Source organism: Mesorhizobium sp. M0998 (genome assembly GCF_040318885.1).
Classification (GTDB): Bacteria; Pseudomonadota; Alphaproteobacteria; order Rhizobiales; family Rhizobiaceae; genus Mesorhizobium.
The window spans coordinates 136,585-153,609 of record NZ_JAMYND010000012.1 but is presented as its reverse complement, the minus strand read 5'-3'; the positions used below and the strand labels follow the sequence as shown (position 1 = coordinate 153,609).

Genomic DNA, 17,025 nt, shown 5'->3' with positions numbered 1-17,025 from the left:
TGCGACGGCGCTTGCCGTTTTGCGCCGTGCTTTCACTGATCGCTGTTCTGAGCTTCGCCTTTTGACGGGTCAGCCGGAGCACGCTTCAGGATGGACGGCCCGATTGCATAGATCGGCCGCAAATAACCCTCACGGCAATCGGCGGCGATTTTACGAATTTCCGCATCGTCTGACTGCTCCACCATGGCCACGAAGCGCTCGATGATCACCTGGCGCGGCCTGATAGCCACTGCCGCAGCAAAGCGCCTCAACACGGCATCCGGATGCGCGAGCAACCGTGGCAGGTCCTTGGTGCTCGGCATGTTATATTGACCATAAGCATTGACCAGTGTCTTGAAAGCCGAGTCCGGACGCAGGGTAGCGGCATTTTCCACCGCAAGCCTTAGCTGCCAGCGCTCCGCAAGGCAGATGAACTGGACGACCCCCCACCGCACACCGGCATGTTCGTCATCCAGCCGCAGCATGAGGCGACCGAGAACGGCTCCATCGGCCGGCGTCGTGCATCCCAGAAGCGCCTCGATCGCGTCGAACCGGATACCCGAAGATTCACTGTCGAGCAGATCGGCGATCTCCGCGACGACGCAATTCATCTTGTAACTCATTTTGGAATTGGCTTCGGCCACCAAGTACGCGGCAGCGGCCTGTGTATGAAGGTTGCCGGACGTCAGCAGCGGCCGGAGGTTTTCAAGGGGAAAGCCTTTGCCAAATTCCGATTGAAGGGCGATCGTCAACTCGCTGTCGCCCTCGAAGCCGGGGGCCAACAACTTGATCATTATGTCTTGGGGGGTCATTGGAATGGGTGGCGCGTCCACCCGCGAGTTTTGGATGACGATCCGTAACTTGGTGGCCAACGGACGTCAAGGAGCGCTGTTGAAAACAGCGCAAGTATCGGGTGGTCCGCACCGCCCCGATTTGCGACCAAGCATCCAATTGCCGGCCAGAACCGGCGCGAAAAAAGGATGCAGAAAATGTTCACACTCACCAACAAAGTCGCCATCGTCACCGGCGCCAGTTCCGGCATCGGCCGCGCCACGGCAAAGCTCTTTGCCGAGGAAGGCGCCAGGCTCGTCGTCGCCGCCCGCCGCCAGGCGGAACTCGATGCGCTGGTTGCCGAAATCGAAGACGCCGACGGCACGGCTATCGCTCTTGCCGGCGATGTCCGTGACGAGGCCTACGCGAAAGTCCTGGTCGACCTGGCGGTCGAGAAATTCGGCGGGCTCGACATCGCCTTCAACAATGCCGGCTCCGTCGGCAGGATGGGGCCGGTTTCTGAGCTGTCGCTGGAGGGCTGGCGCGAGACACTCGATACCAATCTGACCAGCGCCTTTCTCGGCGCGAAATACCAGGTGCCGGCGATGGTCGAACGCGGCGGCGGCTCGCTGATCTTCACCTCAACCTTCGTCGGCTACACGGTCGGCATGCCCGGCATGACCAGCTATGCCGCGAGCAAGGCCGGACTGATCGGATTGACGCAGGTGCTGGCCGCCGAATTTGGCGCCAAGGGCGTCCGGGTCAACGCGCTGCTGCCGGGCGGCACCGACACGCCTTCGGCGACATTCAACACACCTGAATCGCGGGCGTTCGTCGAAAACCTGCATGCCTTGAAGCGCGTCGCCGAGCCAGAGGAGATCGCCCGCTCGGCGCTTTACCTGGCTTCCGATGCATCGAGCTTCACCACCGGCACGGCACTGTTCGCCGACGGCGGTGTCTCGATCACCCGCACGTGAAGCGTTTCGCGGTTGGCGTCGGCCCGCCAGCCGCAATGTCGGCCGCCAGCCGCAATGCCGGAAAAACCGGTCTTGCTTTTCCCGGCGATTTGACGATTCCGTCTTCTCCTCGAAAACGGGTTGGAAACATGCTGCTGATCAGGACCTATATCGCTGCAAGCGCAATCGAAGGCGTCGGCGTGTTCGCCGCCGAGCCGATCCGGAAAGGGGCGCAGATCTGGCGGCTCGATCCGGACTTCGACCGGCTGATCCCGATGGAAAGATACGAGACGGCGCCGCCGCACCTCAAGGAATTGCTCGACAGATATGCCTATCCCAGTCCGGACCGGCCGGGCTTCATGGTGTATGAGGTCGACAATGGCCGCTTCATGAACCACGCCGACAAGCCGAACACCGACTTTTCGCAATATGGCGGGGCCACCGCGACCCGCGACATCGCCGCCGGCGAGGAAATAACCTGCGACTACGGCGAGTTCTTCGAGGGTTTCGAGCAGCTCCACCTGGCCACGGCGTAGCGGCGCCTATCTGGCCCAAGGCGAATTTTGTTCTTGCTTTGTGCCGGCAGCTATGCTATTAATTTCTCTACGGTGTGATTCACACCAGCGACCCGCCGCCGAGGCGGGTTTTTTCGTTTCGGGATTCGGCGGCCTCAGGCTTCGGTCTTTTCGGCGGTGAGTTTCACCCCTAAGGCCTTCACCACGCCAAGCAATGTCGAGAGGCGCGGGTCGCCATCGGGGCTCAGTGCCTTGTACAGGGCCTCCCGGGTGACGCCGGCATCTTTCGCCACCTTGGACATGCCACGCGCGCGGGCAACTATGCCGAGAGCATTCGCGATATAGCCGGTATCGCCCGTGGCAAAGGCGTCGGCAAGAAGTTCGGCCTGGGCCTCCGCGCGGCCGAGATGTTCGGCAGGATCAAAAGGCAAGGTCTCGTGGGGCATTTCAGATCTCCTTGGCCATTTCAATGGCCTTCCTGATATCGCGCTTCTGCGAGGACTTGTCGCCGCCGCAGAGCAGGATAACGAGCGCGCTGCCGCGCTTGACGAAGTACAGTCGGTAACCGGGACCGTAGTCTATCCGAAGCTCGCCGATGCCATCGAAGAACTTCACGTCTCCCATCAGTCCGGACTGGATACGTGCCACGCGGATCGCAATCCGCTCGGCCGCCCGCATATCGTTTAGACCCTTGAGCCAGTCCCGGAACTCGGCGGTTTGTTCAACGATGGTCACTCGTGAACTATAGTTCACAGATTGAAAAAATCAAGCCGCCATGTGGGACTGTCGTGCCCGCCCGGACGGCACCGCCTCTCAATCGGCTGTGGACAGAGCCCCTTGATTCTGCTATCAGCCGCCCCAATTCGTGGTGTAACGCGCCGCGGAGGCTTGCGGCTATGGCCGCTTGCCTGTTGATTTCAAACCCGAAAGACAGGATTGCACGTGCAGGTACTCGTCCGCGACAACAATGTTGATCAGGCGCTTCGCGCGCTCAAGAAAAAGATGCAGCGCGAAGGCATCTTCCGCGAAATGAAGATGCGCGGACATTACGAAAAGCCCTCCGAGAAGCGCGCCCGTGAAAAGGCGGAAGCCGTGCGCCGTGCCCGCAAGCTGGCCCGCAAGCGCGCCCAGCGCGAAGGCCTGCTGCCGATGACGCCGCGTCCGGTCGCGGCCGGTGCTGCCGGTGCCGGTGCTCCGCGTCCGCCGCGGTTCTGACGTCAATTTTTCGTCCTTTTCCAAGGATATCCAAGGTGGCGCGATGCGGAATCGCCGCCACCTTTTTGTTGTGAGTTCGACCCGGTCCGAGAGGACCGGTTGGGAGAGATGCCGGTTCGGAGGGGGAACGGACCAGACGGCGCAGTAAGGACAGGGCAGACATGGACGCAATCACCGTAGAGCGCAGAACCGCGTGGCGCGGCCTCGCCCTGACGGCAGCCCTGCTTTCCGGGATGGCGCTTGCCAGCTGCCAGAGCGTTCCGACCGGCGAGTTCAACAACATCGACAAGGCGCAAGGCTCGAGCGAGAACATCTCCTCGCTGTCGGCGGTGATCCAGCGCAACCCCCAGGATCCGGAAGCCTACAATGTGCGCGGCTCGGCCTATGGCCGCGGCGGCCAGTACCAGGCGGCGCTGAAGGACTTCAACACCGCCATCCAGCTCAATCCGAATTTTTACCAGGCCTATTCGAACCGTGCGCTCATCCAGCGCTTCCTCGGCGATCAGGCGAGCGCGCTCGCCGACTACAATCGCTCGATCCAGATCAATTCCAACTATGACGCCGCCTATATCGGCCGCGGCAATCTCTACCGCAGGGCGGGCCGGGTCCAGGAAGCCTTCAACGATTTCCAGAAAGCCATCCAGCTCGACACGACCGATGCGCGCGCCTATCACAATCGCGGCCTGATCTACCAGAGTCAGGGCCAGCACGCCTTTGCCATCGAGGATTTCTCGACCGCCATTTCGTTGGCGCCGGACGCCTCCGAGCCTTACAACGGGCGCGGCCTCTCCTACCTTGCCATGAACGACGAGGACAATGCCTTCGCCGACTTCAACATGGCGATCAAGCTCGACGGCAAGAATGCTGAGGCCTGGTCCAACCAGGCGTTGATCTACGAGCGGCGCGGCGACAAGGTCAGGGCCGCGAAATCCTACCGCGAGGCCGTGCACCTCAATCCGACCTACCAGCCGGCCAAGGACGGCCTGGCCCGCACCAGTGCCGGCTGAGCGGCCGGTTAATCGGGCCTCCGTTTCCGCACTCCGACAACCCTGCGTTTAGCTTCGCCTTGCTGGCGCCAAGTTTTCGGCGGAACGCTCGGCGTGCTCAGCCGTTTGTACAAGGCAATTTCGAAAGGACCCTGCCATGATCAAGAAACTCGCTTGTGCCGCTGTTCTCGCCACGACCGTCGTTGCCGCTCCCGCCAGCGCCAGCAAACTCCAGCTCGGCGTGCTCGACTGCACCATCGACGGCGGCACGGCCTATCTCGTCACTTCCAACAAGGGTGTTTCCTGTGTCTTTCGTCCGCATCGTGGCGGCCCCTCTGAAGTCTATACCGGTGTGATTTCCAAGCTCGGCGTCGATGTCGGCCGGACGCATCAGGGCCAGCTGGTATGGGCGGTTCTGGCGGCGACCCGCAACCACGATGAAGGCGACCTTGCCGGCAGCTACTATGGCGTGAACGCCGAGGCCAGCGTGGTCACCGGTGGCGGCGCCAATCTCCTGGTCGGCGGCCTCGACAGCGCCTTTTCGCTGCAGCCGCTCAGTGTCCAGGCACAGACCGGCGTCAACCTGGCGGTCGCCGTCACCTCGCTCGACCTGATCCACTCGTTCAAATAACGGCGCAGCATGGCTCCCGAGCGGCGGGGAGCGTAGGTGTCGGCCTGCGAATGGCTGCCGAAGGCTCATAGATTCCGGCAGGGCCACTCCCCAGAGGACGGGCCGCCCTGATGTTCAAAGTTGCGGCGCTCGAAGATCACGGCATGGCAACTGTGTTCATGCCGTTACCGTGACCGAAGATTGCGGCGATCCAATATTGCTTGTCTTCGGTCTGACCAGAATCTCAACGCCTCGTGATCGTCCCCCATCGCACAATTTTGAAATCCGCCACGTCAACGGCGATCAAGACCGCTTGATCTCAACTACGGTTGAGGTTCTAGAAGTCCTCCCATACTGCGGCATGTACTCATTTGGACGTGAAGAACGCTCCAATACTTCAGACCAGCAAAGCCTGGGGGACCGGATGACCAAGACAAGCACAAACAGGGTCGACTGGCGCGCGCTGTGGGCGAGCGGCGACCTGGCGCGCTTCTGCTTCATCAGCCTCGGCATCCTGCTGCACGCCACCAACGAAACCATGGTGGCAACGGTCATGCCGGCCATGGTCGGCGAACTCGCCGGCGTGCAACTGGTCGGCTGGTCGCTGGCGATCTACGAGCTCGGCGCCATCGTTGCCGGTGCGGCCGCCGGACGGCTGGTGAGCTATGTCGCGCTGCGTACCAACATGATGGTCGCCGCAATGCTCTATGCCGCCGGCGCGCTGGTCTGCGCCACCGCGCCTTCGATGCCGCTGTTCCTCTGCGGCCGCCTGATCGAGGGGCTCGGTGGCGGCGCGCTGGTGTCGCTGGCCTTCGTCTCGGTCGAGCGGCTGTTTGCCCGCGCGATCTGGCCGCAGCTTTTCGGCGTCATGTCGGCGATCTGGGGCGTCGCCGCCTTCAGCGGCCCCGTGCTCGGCGCGGTCATGACCGAATTGCTGTCCTGGCGCTGGGCCTTCGGCGTCTTCACCCTCGGCGGCACGGCGATGGCGCTGGCAAGCTTCATCGTGCTCGACACACCGGAAGCAACAAGGCCGCAGGCGACGGGCGGCTCGGCGCCGCCCTTTCCCTTTGCGGCGCTTGGCTGCCTCGCCGTCAGCGTCGTGCTGATTGCCACCGCCGGCGTCGACATCGCCCTGCTGCGCTCGTCGCTGCTGCTCACCCTCGGCCTGATCGGCCTGGCGCTGTTTATCTATATCGACGCACTGAAGCCGCGCTCGCGCCTGTTCCCGTCGCGGCTGTTCTCGTGGCGCTCGCCGGTCGGCGCGGGCATGACCATGGTCGCGGCGTTTTCGGTGGCGACCTGCTCCTTTACCGTCTACGGTCCGCTGCTTCTGACCAGCCTGCACGGCATTCCGATCCTGACCACCGGCTACATCATCGCCGCCGAATCGATCGCCTGGTCGATCCTGTCGATCCTCGTCGCCAATGCGCCGCCGGAACGCGAGCGGCTGATCATCGTCGGCGGGGCGCTGATGATCGCCACGGGCGTCGCCGGTTTCGCCTATACGGTGCCGGCCGGCTCTATCCCGTTGATCCTGCTTTGTGCCTTGCTGCAAGGCGGCGGTTTCGGCATCGCCTGGCCGTTCGTCACGCGTGTCATCGTGGCATCGGCCAAGGAAGGCGAGCAGACGATCGCCTCGGCCGCTGTGCCGACCATGCAGCGCATCGGTTATGCCGTGGGGGCGGCACTGACCGGCATCGTCGCCAACGCCAGCGGCTTTTCCGAAGGCCTGAACCGTGAGGCCGCGGCAAGTGTCGCCGCCTGGCTGTTCCTGGCGTTTATCCCGCTCGGAATCCTGGGATGCCTTGCCGCCTTGCGGATTTCGGGGGCGACCGACACGAAGCCGGCGAAGCTGTCAATCTCCGTGGGGGAGATTGACTAGACAACGACCGTCTTCATCCGGTCGGCGATCAGCGCCGCGAGCCGCGTCGCCACCTCGTCCTTGCTCATCTCCGGCCATTCCTCGACGCCGGCCTTCGAGACGATCCGCACCTTGTTGCGGTCGCCGCCCATCACGCCCGGGGAACCATCTTCATGCGAGACATCATTGGCAACGATAAGATCGGCACCCTTTTTTGCAAGCTTGGCCTCGGCGTTCCTGACCAGGTCCTGCGTCTCCGCGGCGAAACCGACCACCAGCATCGGCCGCTTTTTGTGATGCCCGACACCGGCGAGAATATCGGGATTTTCCACCATCTGCAGCGCCGGTGGCCCCTCGCCCGCCACCTTCTTGATCTTCTCCCCGGCCGAATTTTGAGTGCGCCAGTCGGCGACAGCCGCGACGAACACTGCCGCGTCGGCCGGCAGCAGCTGCTCGACGGCGTCCTTCATCTCGACGGCCGTTTCGACGTGCAGCGTGGCGACGCCGGCCGGATCGGCAATGCCGACCGGGCCGGAGACGAGACGCACGTCGGCACCGAGCCTGGCCAGCGCCACCGCGATGGCGTGGCCCTGCTTGCCCGACGACCGGTTAGCGATGTAGCGGACCGGGTCGATCGGTTCATGCGTCGGCCCGGAGGTGACGATGATCTTCCTGCCCGCCAGCGGCTTTGGCCGGCTGTCGAGCAGCGCCTCGATCGCGGCGACGATCTCCAGCGGCTCGGCCATCCGGCCCTCGCCCACCTCGTTGCTCTCGGCCATCTCGCCCTTCGCCGGGCCGACGAATGCGACGCCGTCCTTGCTCAGCGTCGCACGGTTGCGGCGGACCGCCGGATGCGCCCACATTTTCGGGTTCATCGCCGGCGCCACCAAAACGCGCTTGTCGGTGGCGATGAGCACGGTCGAGGCAAGGTCGTTGGCATGGCCATTGGCGAGCTTTGCCATCAGGTCGGCGGTGGCCGGCGCCACGACCAAAAGGTCGGCCTCGCGCGACAGCCTGATATGGCCGATGTCGTGCTCGTCCTGCCGGTCGAACAATTCGGTGAAGACGTGGTCGGCCGACAGCGCCCCGGCCGACAGCGTAGTGACGAACTCCTGCGCCGCCGCGGTCATCACCACCCGCACTGCCGCGCCGCGCTCGCGCAGCCGGCGGATCAGGTCGAGCGCCTTGTAGGCGGCGATGCCGCCGCCGATGATCAGCAGGATGCGCTTGCCGGAGAGGATGCCTCGCGGGCTGGAGACGGCGACCACCGGCGCTGCTGGACTCTGCGAACTCGTCAGTTCGCGCAGTGTTTTCTCGATCTGGTCGATGCGACCGGCCGAACCGAACTGACCTTCGACCGCTGCGCGGATCATCACCCGCGCCTGGTCTTCCATCGACCGGCCATTCTCCGCCGCCAGTCGGCGCAGCAGGTCCTTGACCTCGTCATCAAGGTTGCGGATCGTGATGCTGGCCATCTGATTGCACCTTGCCCGGAATTGCTGAGTGCAATGATAGCAATGCAATCACTTTGCAACAAGCGCTAGAAAATACGCCAGGCGATATACACCAGCGTCAATGCAATCACCCACAGCGCCAGCCGGCCGGAGCGGGTGTAGCGCGCCTCGGCCTTGCCGATCGCGCGTGCGGTCCTTTCGTCGAAGCGCAGGCCGTGTTCGGCCATCAGGTCGATCTCACGCGACAGCCGCTCGGTGCGGGCGGCGAGGTCCGGTGCCTGGCGGGCCAGCGCCAGCAGCGCGTTGGCACCGTCGCGCGCATCGGCCAGCAGGGCGCGCGGGCCGAGGTTGCGGGCAATCCAGCCGCTCACCACCGGCTCCGACGTCTTCCACATGTTGAAGGCCGGGTCGAGCGTGCGGGCGACGCCTTCGACGACGACCATGGTCTTCTGCAGCAGCACCAGCTCGGACCGCGTCGCCATGTCGAAGAGGTCGGTCACTTCGAACAGCAGCGTCAGCAGCTTGGCCATCGAGATGGTCTCGGCAGGCTGGCCGTGGATCGGTTCGCCGATCGCCCGGATCGCCTGGGCGAAGGCCGCGACATTGTGCTGGCGCGGCACGTAGCCGGCCTCGAAATGCACCTCGGCGACGCGCTGGTAATCGCGCGTGATGAACCCGTAGAGGATTTCGGCGAGGAAGCGGCGCTCCTTTTTGCCGAGCCGGCCGGCAATGCCGAGATCGACGGCGACGATGGTGCCATCGGCTTCTATAAACAGGTTGCCCGGGTGCATGTCGGCGTGGAAGAAACCGTCACGCAGCGTATGGCGCAGAAACGACTGAACGAGGTTGGCGGCAATCGCCTTCAGGTCGTGGCCGGCGGCGGTCAGGCCGGCAATATCGTTCATCTTGATGCCGTCGACCCACTCCATGGTCAGCACGTCACGACCGGTGCGCTCCCAGTCGACCGACGGCACACGGAAGCCGGGATCGTCCTTGGTATTCTCGCCGAGCTCCGAAAAAGCCGCTGCCTCCAGCCTCAAATCCATTTCGATCTTGGTAGTCTGGGCCAGCGTCTCCGTCACCTCGACCGGCCGCAGCCGGCGCGACGACGGGATGTACTTTTCCTGCAGCCGGGCGGCGAGGAAATAGCTTTCGAGATCGCGAAAGAAGCGTCGGCGCACGCCCGGCCGGATGACCTTCACCGCCACTCGCCTAACGACGCCGTCCTGCAGCGTTTCGGCGGTATGGACCTGGGCGATCGAGGCGGCGGCGACGGCCTCGCCAAAACTGACATAGAGCTCGTCGACCCTGCGTCCGAGCGAGGCCTCTATCGCGGCGACAGCCTCGGCCTTGGGAAACGTCTGCATCTTGTCCTGCAGCATGGCAAGATCAAGCGCGATATCGTTGCCGACGACATCCGGCCGTGTCGCCAGGAACTGGCCGAGCTTGACGTAGGACGGGCCGAGCCGCACGACCGCCTTGGCCAGCCTGTCGCCGCGCTCATAGGCAAGCGCCCGACGGCGGGTGAACAGCCGGGCCATGCGCCAGCCGAATTTCGGCAAGCCGAAGAGCTCGTCACCGGGCAAAGCCGCGATGACACCCTCGCGCACAAGCACCCAGCCGGCCCGCACGAGCCTGAAACCAGCGCCGATGCTGCTCATGGCTGGCTTTGCCCTGCCGGTTTCCTGAACTGGCGCAAGGCACGTCGGAAAATGCGGGCCAGCCTCAAAGCTTCCAGCCCGAATGAAGCGCGGCGATGCCGCCGGAATAATTGCGGAATGAGGCGCGCTCGAAGCCTGCGCGCGAAATCATCGCCGTGAAATTCTGCTGATTGGGAAACTTGCGGATCGATTCGACCAGATAGGAATAGGGCTCGTCATCGCCGGTCACCACCTTGCCGATCCGCGGAATGGCGTTGAACGACCATGCTTCATAGACCTTGTCGAGCAGCGGCATCTCGACCTCGGAGAATTCAAGGCAGAGAAAGCGCCCGCCAGGCTTCAGCACGCGATAGGCTTCGGCAAGCGCCACATCGATGCGCGGCACGTTGCGGATGCCGAAAGCGATGGTGTAGGCGTCGAAAGTAGCGTCGGCAAAAGGCAGTTCCTCGGCATTGGCTTCGACGAAATCGGTATTTGCCGACAGGCCTTTTTTCTCGGCCCGGTCGCGGCCGACGGCGAGCATCGAGCCGTTGATATCGAGAACCGTTGCATGAGCGTGCCTGCCGCTCGCCTCGACGATGCGGAAGGCGACATCGCCGGTGCCGCCGGCAACGTCGAGAACGCTCCAGCCCGGCCGCTTCGGTGGATTGAGCCAGGCGACCATGGCGTCCTTCCACAATCGATGCAAGCCGGCCGACATCAGGTCGTTCATCAGGTCGTAGCGGTTCGCCACCTTGTGGAAAACATCATTGACCAGGGACTGCTTGTCGCCTGGCCCTACCCGCTTGAAACCATAGGAGGTTTCCATGCCGCCCGCAGCAGTGGTTCTTTCAACCGACATCGTTTTGATCCGCCATAAAATCGGCGGGACCATAGCCGATCGATGGTGCGGGCGCTATTGTTTAAGGCGCGGTGTTCGGCCGCGCTTCGAAGCAGGTTCCGGAAAAGTGTCACACGGTTTTCCGACAGGAACTTGCGTCATAAGAAAAAGCCTGACGGGATAATTGAATGCCTTTGAAAGCAGAACTGCACTGCCACATCGAAGGGGCAGCGGCGCCTGAACTCGTCCTCCGCCAGGCTGAGAAATACGGCAAGGATGCCTCGCCCTACATCCAGGACGGCTCCTTCGTCTGGCACGACTTCACCTCTTTCCTCGCCGCCTACGACTTCTCGTCGGACCTGTTCCGCACCGAAGAAGACTATGCGCGGCTGGCCGACCATTACCTGACCAGCCTCGCCCGCGACGGCGCCATCTATTCCGAGGTTTTCACCTCGCCCGACCATGCCAACAAGGCCGGGCTGTCGCCAAAGGCCTATACCGACGCGCTCGGCGAAGGCATGGCCCGCGCCAAGGCGAAGACCGGCATCGAAGGCCGCATGATCGTCACCGGCGTGCGCAATTTCGGTGTCGAATCGATCGAGCGGGCGGCGCGTTTCGCCGCGCGCTGCGGGCATCCGCTGGTCACCGGTTTCGGCGTCGCCGGCGACGAGCGGATAGGCGACCTGGAAGATTATGTCAGGGCCTTCGAGATCGCCCGCGAGGCCGGCCTCGGCATCACCGTCCATGCCGGCGAATTGATGGGCTGGGAGAGCGTCGAGGCGGCACTCGACCACATCCGCCCGTCTCGCATCGGCCATGGCGTGCGCGCCATCGAGAACCCCGAGCTTGTGCGGCGCATCGCCGACGAAGGCGTCGTGCTCGAATGCTGCCCTGGCTCCAACATCGCCCTGAAAATCTTCGACAGCTTCGCCGACCATCCCTTCCCCGCCTTGCGGGCAGCGGGCTGCAAGGTGACGCTCAACTCCGATGACCCGCCCTATTTCTGGACCTCGCTGAAACGCGAATACGACATCGCTGCCGAGCATTTTGCGATGGACGACAAGGCGCTCACCGCCGTCACCAGGACGGCCATCGAGGCAGCCTTCGTCGACAGGAAGACCAGGGCGGCGCTGCTGGGCAGGCTCGGCGCCAAGGGCAGGTGAATGGTGAATGGTTCACCCGGCGCTTCGGTCCGTCAGCCGCGAGTTTTTCCGCGCAACCAAGGACTCGCAAACCAGTTCACTATTCACTATTCACCATTCACCATTCACTTGCGCAGTTGGAGAACACCATGAAGGGCGTCACCGTCGTCGACCATCCGCTTGTCCAGCACAAGCTGACCATCATGCGCAAGAAGGAAACCTCGACGGCCGGCTTCCGGCGGCTGCTGCGCGAGATCTCGCTGCTGCTCGGCTACGAGGTCACCCGCAACCTGGAACTGACGACGACGACCATCGAGACGCCGATCGAGACGATGGAGGCGCCGACGCTGGAGGGCAAGAAACTGGTCTTCGCCTCGGTGCTGCGCGCCGGCAACGGCTTGCTCGAAGGCCTGCTCGATCTGGTGCCGGCGGCGCGTGTCGCCCATATCGGCCTCTACCGCGACCATGAGACGCTGGAAGCGGTCGAGTATTTCTTCAAGGCGCCGGGCGACCTCGCCGACCGGCTGGTGATCGTCGTCGACCCGATGCTGGCGACCGCCAATTCGGCGATCGCCGCGATCGACAAGCTGAAAGGCCGCGGTGCCACAAACATCCGCTTTCTCTGCCTGCTGGCGGCACCAGAGGGCCTCGAGCGGTTTACCCAGGCGCATCCCGATGTTCCGGTCTTCACCGCTTCGATCGACCGCCAACTCAATGAGAAGGGCTACATCATGCCGGGTCTCGGCGATGCCGGCGACCGCATGTACGGCACCAAATAGATCCGTTTACCGATTGTTTACGCAAACGGCTGGTTTCCGCATTCGTTAGAGCGGCAAACACCATGTCGGACTAAGGATCGGCAACCACAAAGGCCGGTCCATGCTGCGCAAGCTTCTCATCCTTGGCGTGTTTGCCGGAACGTCGGCATCGTTGCCGATCGTGTATCAGTCCAATTCACAGGTAATCGAGCGGCTGTTGAAATCAGCCATCGGAGCCAGGCCGGCCGACACACAAACCGACCTGAATCTCGCCGCCGTCCCGAACAGGCCCGCAACGCCGCAGCCGCTCGGCCGCAAGGTCGTCGTCACCGCGGACGCGCGCGGGCATTTCATGTCGCTCTTCAAGTTGAACGGTCGCCAGGTCGACGGCATGATCGACACCGGTGCGACGCTCGTCGCCATCAACACCTCGACCGCGCGCAGGATCGGCATCTCGCTCAATTCGACGGACTTCAGCCATCAGGTCAACACCGCCAATGGTGCGATCAAGGCCGCCGTGGTGACGATTGATCGCCTGCAGATCGGCAAGATCACCGTCGAGGGCGTCGAGGCCGTCGTGCTCGACGACAGGGCGCTGCACACCAACCTGATCGGCATGAGCTTTCTGCAGCGGCTCGAAAAATACCAGGTCGAAGGCGGCAAGCTGCTGCTGGTTCAGTAGAACGTGATCCCGAACCGCAGGTCCGCGCCTGCGAAAAGTTGGGGACCAGTCTTCGGACAAGATCGTGGTCCAAAGAAAGATAGAACCCATCCGATACCGTCGGAATGGCTCTACCCGCGGGGCAGGATCCGCCGGATGACGGTTTTCTCCGTGGCCGGTTTGAAAGTGCCGATGGTATACGCCGAAAGCACGGCGGCCGCGGCCGCTTCGGCATCCCCGGTATTGCGGGCATGGACCAGCGCCAGCGCTTCGCCGGCCCGCACTTCAGCGCCGACCGGCAACAGCCTGGTGATGCCAACGGCGTGATCGATCCTGTCGTCGGGCCGCGTCCGCCCGCCGCCAAGCCCGACCACGGCAAGCCCGATCTCGCGGGTCGCGATGCCGGTGACAAAGCCGTTCGCGCTCGCCTTGACCGCGAATTCCGTTGCCGCTTTCGGCAGATATTTTTCCGGATTGTCGACAAAGTCGACGGGACCGCCCAGTGCCGCCACCATGCGCGCGAAGATGGAAGCGGCGCGGCCGCCGGCCAGCGTCTCGGCGGCGCGGCGCAGGCCGTCCTGGTTGGACGACACCAGGCCTGCCGATTGCAGCATCTCGGCGGCCAGCGCCAGCGTCACGTCCTCCAGCCGCCGGTCGCGAAAGCGGCCGGTGAGAAAATCGACGGCGTTGCGCACCTCGACCGCATTGCCGGCGGCGGACGCCAGGGGCTCGTTCATGCCGGTGACCAGCGCCGAGGCCTTAAGGCCGGCGCCATTGGCGACGTCGACCAGGCTGTTGGCCAGTGCGGTTGCGTCGCGCGATTTCTCCATGAAGGCCCCGTTGCCGACCTTGACGTCAAGCACCAGCGAATTGAGGCCGGCGGCCAGCTTCTTCGACAGGATCGAAGCAGTGATCAGCGGCACCGATTCGACCGTTCCCGTCACATCGCGGATGGCGTAGAGCCTGGCGTCGGCGGGTGCGAGATCGGCGGTCTGGCCGATGATGGCGCAGCCGGTTTCGAGCACCGTCTTGCGGAAGCGCGCAACATCCGGCTGGCTGATATAGCCGGGGATGGCATCCATCTTGTCCAGCGTGCCGCCGGTATGGCCCAGACCCCTGCCGGAAATCATCGGCACATAGGCGCCGCAGGCAGCGACGATCGGCGCCAGCATCAAGGAGACATTGTCGCCGACGCCGCCGGTCGAATGCTTGTCGGTGATCTGACCGGGCAGATCCGACCAGTCGAGCACATCGCCGGAATCGCGCATCGCCATAGTCAGCGCCACCGCCTCGTCGCGGCTCATGCCGTTGAAGAACACCGCCATGGCAAAGGCGCCGACCTGCGCGTCGGTGACTGTGCCGGCGGTCAGACCCTCGATGAAGAACGCTGTCTCCTCAGCCGAGAGCTTCTGGCCGTCGCGCTTGCGGCGGATGATTTCCTGGGGAAGCATCAGGCGTCGACCCTGTGCTCCGGAAGCCCGTCCTGAAAAACACGCTGCAGAATGGTCGCCAGCCGCGCGCCGCCGACCGGTGCCATGTCCTTGGTCTCCTGGTGCGACAGCTCGGCTCCGGTCATGCCGGCGGCAAGGTTGGTCACGACCGAACACGCGGCGACGCGCAGCCCGAGGAAGCGGGCGAGAATGACCTCCGGCACCGTCGACATGCCGACGGCGTTGGCGCCCATGACGCGCGCCATGCGGATCTCGGCGGGCGTCTCGAAGCATGGGCCGGAGAACCACATATAGACGCCCTTGTGCAGCTTGGTACCGGTGGCCTTCGCCGCCTGCTCGATGGCGGAGCGGAGACCGGCGTCATAGGCTTCGGTCAGGCCGACGAAACGGCGGTCGCTCGGTTCGCCGATCAGCGGGTTGGAGCCCGAGAAATTGATGTGATCGGTGATCAGCATCACCGAGCCCGGGCCCATCCCGGGATCGACCGAACCGGCGGCGTTGGTGAGGATCAGCCTGGAGATGCCGAGGCCGGCGAGCACCTCGAGTGCCGGCCGCATCGCCGCCGCGTTGCCGTGCTCGTAATAATGCGCCCGGCCGGACAGCATCAGCACCGGCGTGCCGGCAAAGAGCCCCGCCACCACCTCGCCGGCATGGCCGCTGACTCCGCTTCGGGGAAACCCCGGCAAGTCGGCGTAGGAGATTCGCACCGCATCCTCGACTTGGTCGACAAGCCCGCCAAGCCCTGACCCCAGCACCAAGGCGGTAGTCGGCGCCAGCCCGTCCAGCCTTTCGACGAGGTGATCGAGCGCTTCCTTCATTTCAGCACATCGCCTTCAAACCCGTATGGCAGCAACTCGCCCATGGTCACGGTCTCGACCACGCCGCTATCATCGCAGAGATAGAACTTCGTCTCCGGCCGGCAGAATTCCGCCAGCCGCTGCCGGCAGCCGCCGCAGGGCGAGCATTTTGCCACGCGTTCGGCGATCACGGCGATTTCCGTGATTTTGCCGCCGCCGCCCATGATGTAGTTGGCAAGTGCGGTGGTTTCGGCGCACCAGCCCTCCGGATAGGACGCGATCTCGACATTGGCGCCGGTGAAGACACGGCCGTCCTCGGTGCGCAACGCCGCGCCGACTGGAAATTTCGAATAGGGCGCATAGGCCTTGGCCATGGCGGCTTTCGCCGCTTCGAACAGATCATGAGCCATAATAGATCAGCGTTCCTTGACATAAGGCACGCCGCCGGCGCGCGGCGGGATTGCCTTGCCGATGAAGCCGGCAAGCAGGATGACGGTCAGCACATAGGGCAGCGCCTGCATGAATTGCACCGGCACCTTGCCGATCAGCGGCAGCGGCGTGCCTTGCAGGCGGATCGACGCGGCGTCGAGGAAGCCGAACAGCAGGCAGGCGAACATGGCGTTGACCGGTTTCCATTTGGCGAAGATCAGCGCGGCCAGCGCGATATAGCCCTTGCCGGCGGTCATGTCCTTCACGAAGCCGCCATTCTGCACCATCGACAGATAGGCTCCGGCAATGCCGGTGAGCACGCCGGTGCAGATCAGCGCCCGATAGCGCAGCCAGGCGACTGATATGCCGGCGGTGTCGACCGCGGCCGGGTTCTCGCCGACGGCGCGCAGGCGCAAGCCGAAGCGGGTGCGAAACAGCACCCACCAGGTGAACGGCACGGCCAGGAAGGCGAGATAGACCAGCACGGAATGGCCGGAGATGAGTTCCGAATAGATCGGCCCGAGAATCGGAACGCTCCTGAGCGCCTCTGCGCCCGGCCAGATGATTGCCTCGAAGCGCTCGCCGGCGGCCAGCGCCGGCGTGCGCCCGCCTTGCTGGAACCAGGCCTGGCCGAGCATGATCGTCGATCCGGCGGCAATGAAATTGATCGCGACGCCGGAAACGATCTGGTTGCCGCGATGGGTGATCGAGGCAAAGCCGTGGATCAGCGCGAAGGCAACCGAGATGAGGATGGCCATGCCGAGGCCGAGATAGGCCGAGTGGAAGACCGAGGCGGCGGCCGCACCGGCGAAGGCGCCGACAAGCATCTTGCCCTCGAGCCCGATGTCGAAGACGCCGGCCCGCTCCGAATAGAGGCCGGCGAGACAGGCGAGCAGCAAGGGCACAGACAGGCGGATGGTCGAGTCCAGGACCTGTACGATGGCGTTGAAGAAATCCAT

Annotated in this window: 19 protein-coding genes; 9 read left to right on the top strand and 10 right to left on the bottom strand. The window is 63.9% G+C overall.

All coding sequences use genetic code 11. The features are described 5' to 3' along the window. Positions 1-32: 32 nt before the first annotated feature. On the bottom strand, positions 33-773 hold the full coding sequence (locus NKH59_RS14285) for a hypothetical protein (RefSeq protein ID WP_352539387.1): 741 nt from the start codon (positions 771-773) through the stop codon (positions 33-35). Positions 774-968: 195 nt separating this feature from the next. Here NKH59_RS14285 and NKH59_RS14280 point away from each other — a divergent pair, with 195 nt between their 5' ends. Then, positions 969-1,727: an SDR family oxidoreductase gene (locus tag NKH59_RS14280; RefSeq protein ID WP_352469483.1), complete on the top strand. Its 759-nt coding sequence runs from the start codon at positions 969-971 to the stop codon at positions 1,725-1,727. 128 nt (positions 1,728-1,855) lie between these two features. After that, positions 1,856-2,242 carry an SET domain-containing protein gene (locus NKH59_RS14275; RefSeq protein WP_352454023.1) on the top strand — a complete coding sequence of 129 codons (387 nt, stop codon included), beginning with the start codon at positions 1,856-1,858 and terminating at the stop codon, positions 2,240-2,242. A gap of 134 nt (positions 2,243-2,376) precedes the next feature. Here the strand turns inward: NKH59_RS14275 and NKH59_RS14270 are convergent, their stop codons facing one another. Both NKH59_RS14270 and NKH59_RS14265 read right to left on the bottom strand, forming a co-directional pair. After that, positions 2,377-2,667 (bottom strand): addiction module antidote protein, encoded by a 291-nt coding sequence (locus NKH59_RS14270; RefSeq protein ID WP_352448268.1) that lies wholly within the window; start codon positions 2,665-2,667, stop codon positions 2,377-2,379. Position 2,668: 1 nt separating this feature from the next. Beyond that, positions 2,669-2,956 (bottom strand): type II toxin-antitoxin system RelE/ParE family toxin, encoded by a 288-nt coding sequence (locus NKH59_RS14265; protein ID WP_352448269.1) that lies wholly within the window; start codon positions 2,954-2,956, stop codon positions 2,669-2,671. Positions 2,957-3,163: 207 nt separating this feature from the next. On the opposite strand from NKH59_RS14265, the gene rpsU reads away from it, so the two are divergent. The 4 genes from rpsU (at position 3,164) to NKH59_RS14245 (ending at position 6,914) form a co-directional block, all read left to right on the top strand. Next, positions 3,164-3,436: a 30S ribosomal protein S21 gene (rpsU, locus tag NKH59_RS14260; RefSeq protein WP_023675331.1), complete on the top strand. Its 273-nt coding sequence runs from the start codon at positions 3,164-3,166 to the stop codon at positions 3,434-3,436. Positions 3,437-3,597: 161 nt separating this feature from the next. Further along, positions 3,598-4,443, top strand: coding sequence for a tetratricopeptide repeat protein (locus tag NKH59_RS14255; protein WP_352469482.1), 846 nt, complete (start codon positions 3,598-3,600; stop codon positions 4,441-4,443). Positions 4,444-4,579: 136 nt separating this feature from the next. Continuing rightward, entirely contained in the window at positions 4,580-5,053 is a 474-nt protein-coding gene (locus NKH59_RS14250; RefSeq protein ID WP_352469481.1) for a DUF992 domain-containing protein, read from the top strand. A 403-nt stretch (positions 5,054-5,456) separates the two neighbouring features. After that, complete coding sequence (locus NKH59_RS14245) at positions 5,457-6,914, top strand: MFS transporter (RefSeq protein ID WP_352539389.1); 1,458 nt, start codon at positions 5,457-5,459, stop codon at positions 6,912-6,914. On the opposite strand, the gene coaBC is transcribed toward NKH59_RS14245, so the two are convergent. The 3 genes from coaBC to ubiE all read right to left on the bottom strand — a co-directional run bounded on the left by coaBC (position 6,911) and on the right by ubiE (position 10,849). Next, positions 6,911-8,368, bottom strand: coding sequence for a bifunctional phosphopantothenoylcysteine decarboxylase/phosphopantothenate--cysteine ligase CoaBC (coaBC, locus tag NKH59_RS14240; RefSeq protein WP_352539390.1), 1,458 nt, complete (start codon positions 8,366-8,368; stop codon positions 6,911-6,913). The genes NKH59_RS14245 and coaBC overlap by 4 nt on opposite strands. 65 nt (positions 8,369-8,433) lie before the next feature. Then, on the bottom strand, positions 8,434-10,008 hold the full coding sequence (gene ubiB, locus NKH59_RS14235; protein WP_352539391.1) for a 2-polyprenylphenol 6-hydroxylase: 1,575 nt from the start codon (positions 10,006-10,008) through the stop codon (positions 8,434-8,436). 64 nt (positions 10,009-10,072) lie between these two features. Further along, entirely contained in the window at positions 10,073-10,849 is a 777-nt protein-coding gene (gene ubiE, locus NKH59_RS14230; protein ID WP_352539392.1) for a bifunctional demethylmenaquinone methyltransferase/2-methoxy-6-polyprenyl-1,4-benzoquinol methylase UbiE, read from the bottom strand. A 167-nt stretch (positions 10,850-11,016) separates the two neighbouring features. Between ubiE and NKH59_RS14225 the strand changes: the two genes are divergently transcribed. From NKH59_RS14225 to NKH59_RS14215, 3 genes are all read left to right on the top strand, one after another. After that, positions 11,017-11,991: an adenosine deaminase gene (locus NKH59_RS14225; protein WP_352469476.1), complete on the top strand. Its 975-nt coding sequence runs from the start codon at positions 11,017-11,019 to the stop codon at positions 11,989-11,991. A gap of 128 nt (positions 11,992-12,119) precedes the next feature. Further along, positions 12,120-12,749, top strand: coding sequence for a uracil phosphoribosyltransferase (gene upp / locus NKH59_RS14220; RefSeq protein ID WP_023675320.1), 630 nt, complete (start codon positions 12,120-12,122; stop codon positions 12,747-12,749). A gap of 100 nt (positions 12,750-12,849) precedes the next feature. Further along, a complete protein-coding gene (locus NKH59_RS14215; RefSeq protein WP_352539393.1) occupies positions 12,850-13,410 on the top strand; it encodes a TIGR02281 family clan AA aspartic protease in 561 nt (186 codons plus the stop codon). 110 nt (positions 13,411-13,520) lie between these two features. On the opposite strand, the gene deoA is transcribed toward NKH59_RS14215, so the two are convergent. Genes deoA through NKH59_RS14195 form a run of 4 tightly spaced genes read right to left on the bottom strand, consistent with a single transcriptional unit; the run spans position 13,521 to position 17,025 of the window. Beyond that, positions 13,521-14,840 carry a thymidine phosphorylase gene (gene deoA, locus NKH59_RS14210; RefSeq protein ID WP_353022187.1) on the bottom strand — a complete coding sequence of 440 codons (1,320 nt, stop codon included), beginning with the start codon at positions 14,838-14,840 and terminating at the stop codon, positions 13,521-13,523. After that, entirely contained in the window at positions 14,840-15,658 is an 819-nt protein-coding gene (locus tag NKH59_RS14205; RefSeq protein WP_352539395.1) for a purine-nucleoside phosphorylase, read from the bottom strand. Before NKH59_RS14205 ends, deoA begins: the two co-directional genes overlap by 1 nt. After that, positions 15,655-16,047 (bottom strand): cytidine deaminase, encoded by a 393-nt coding sequence (cdd, locus tag NKH59_RS14200; protein WP_352488680.1) that lies wholly within the window; start codon positions 16,045-16,047, stop codon positions 15,655-15,657. The genes NKH59_RS14205 and cdd overlap by 4 nt, the downstream gene beginning before the upstream one ends. Before the next feature lie 6 nt (positions 16,048-16,053). Further along, on the bottom strand, positions 16,054-17,025 hold the full coding sequence (locus tag NKH59_RS14195; RefSeq protein WP_352469471.1) for an ABC transporter permease: 972 nt from the start codon (positions 17,023-17,025) through the stop codon (positions 16,054-16,056).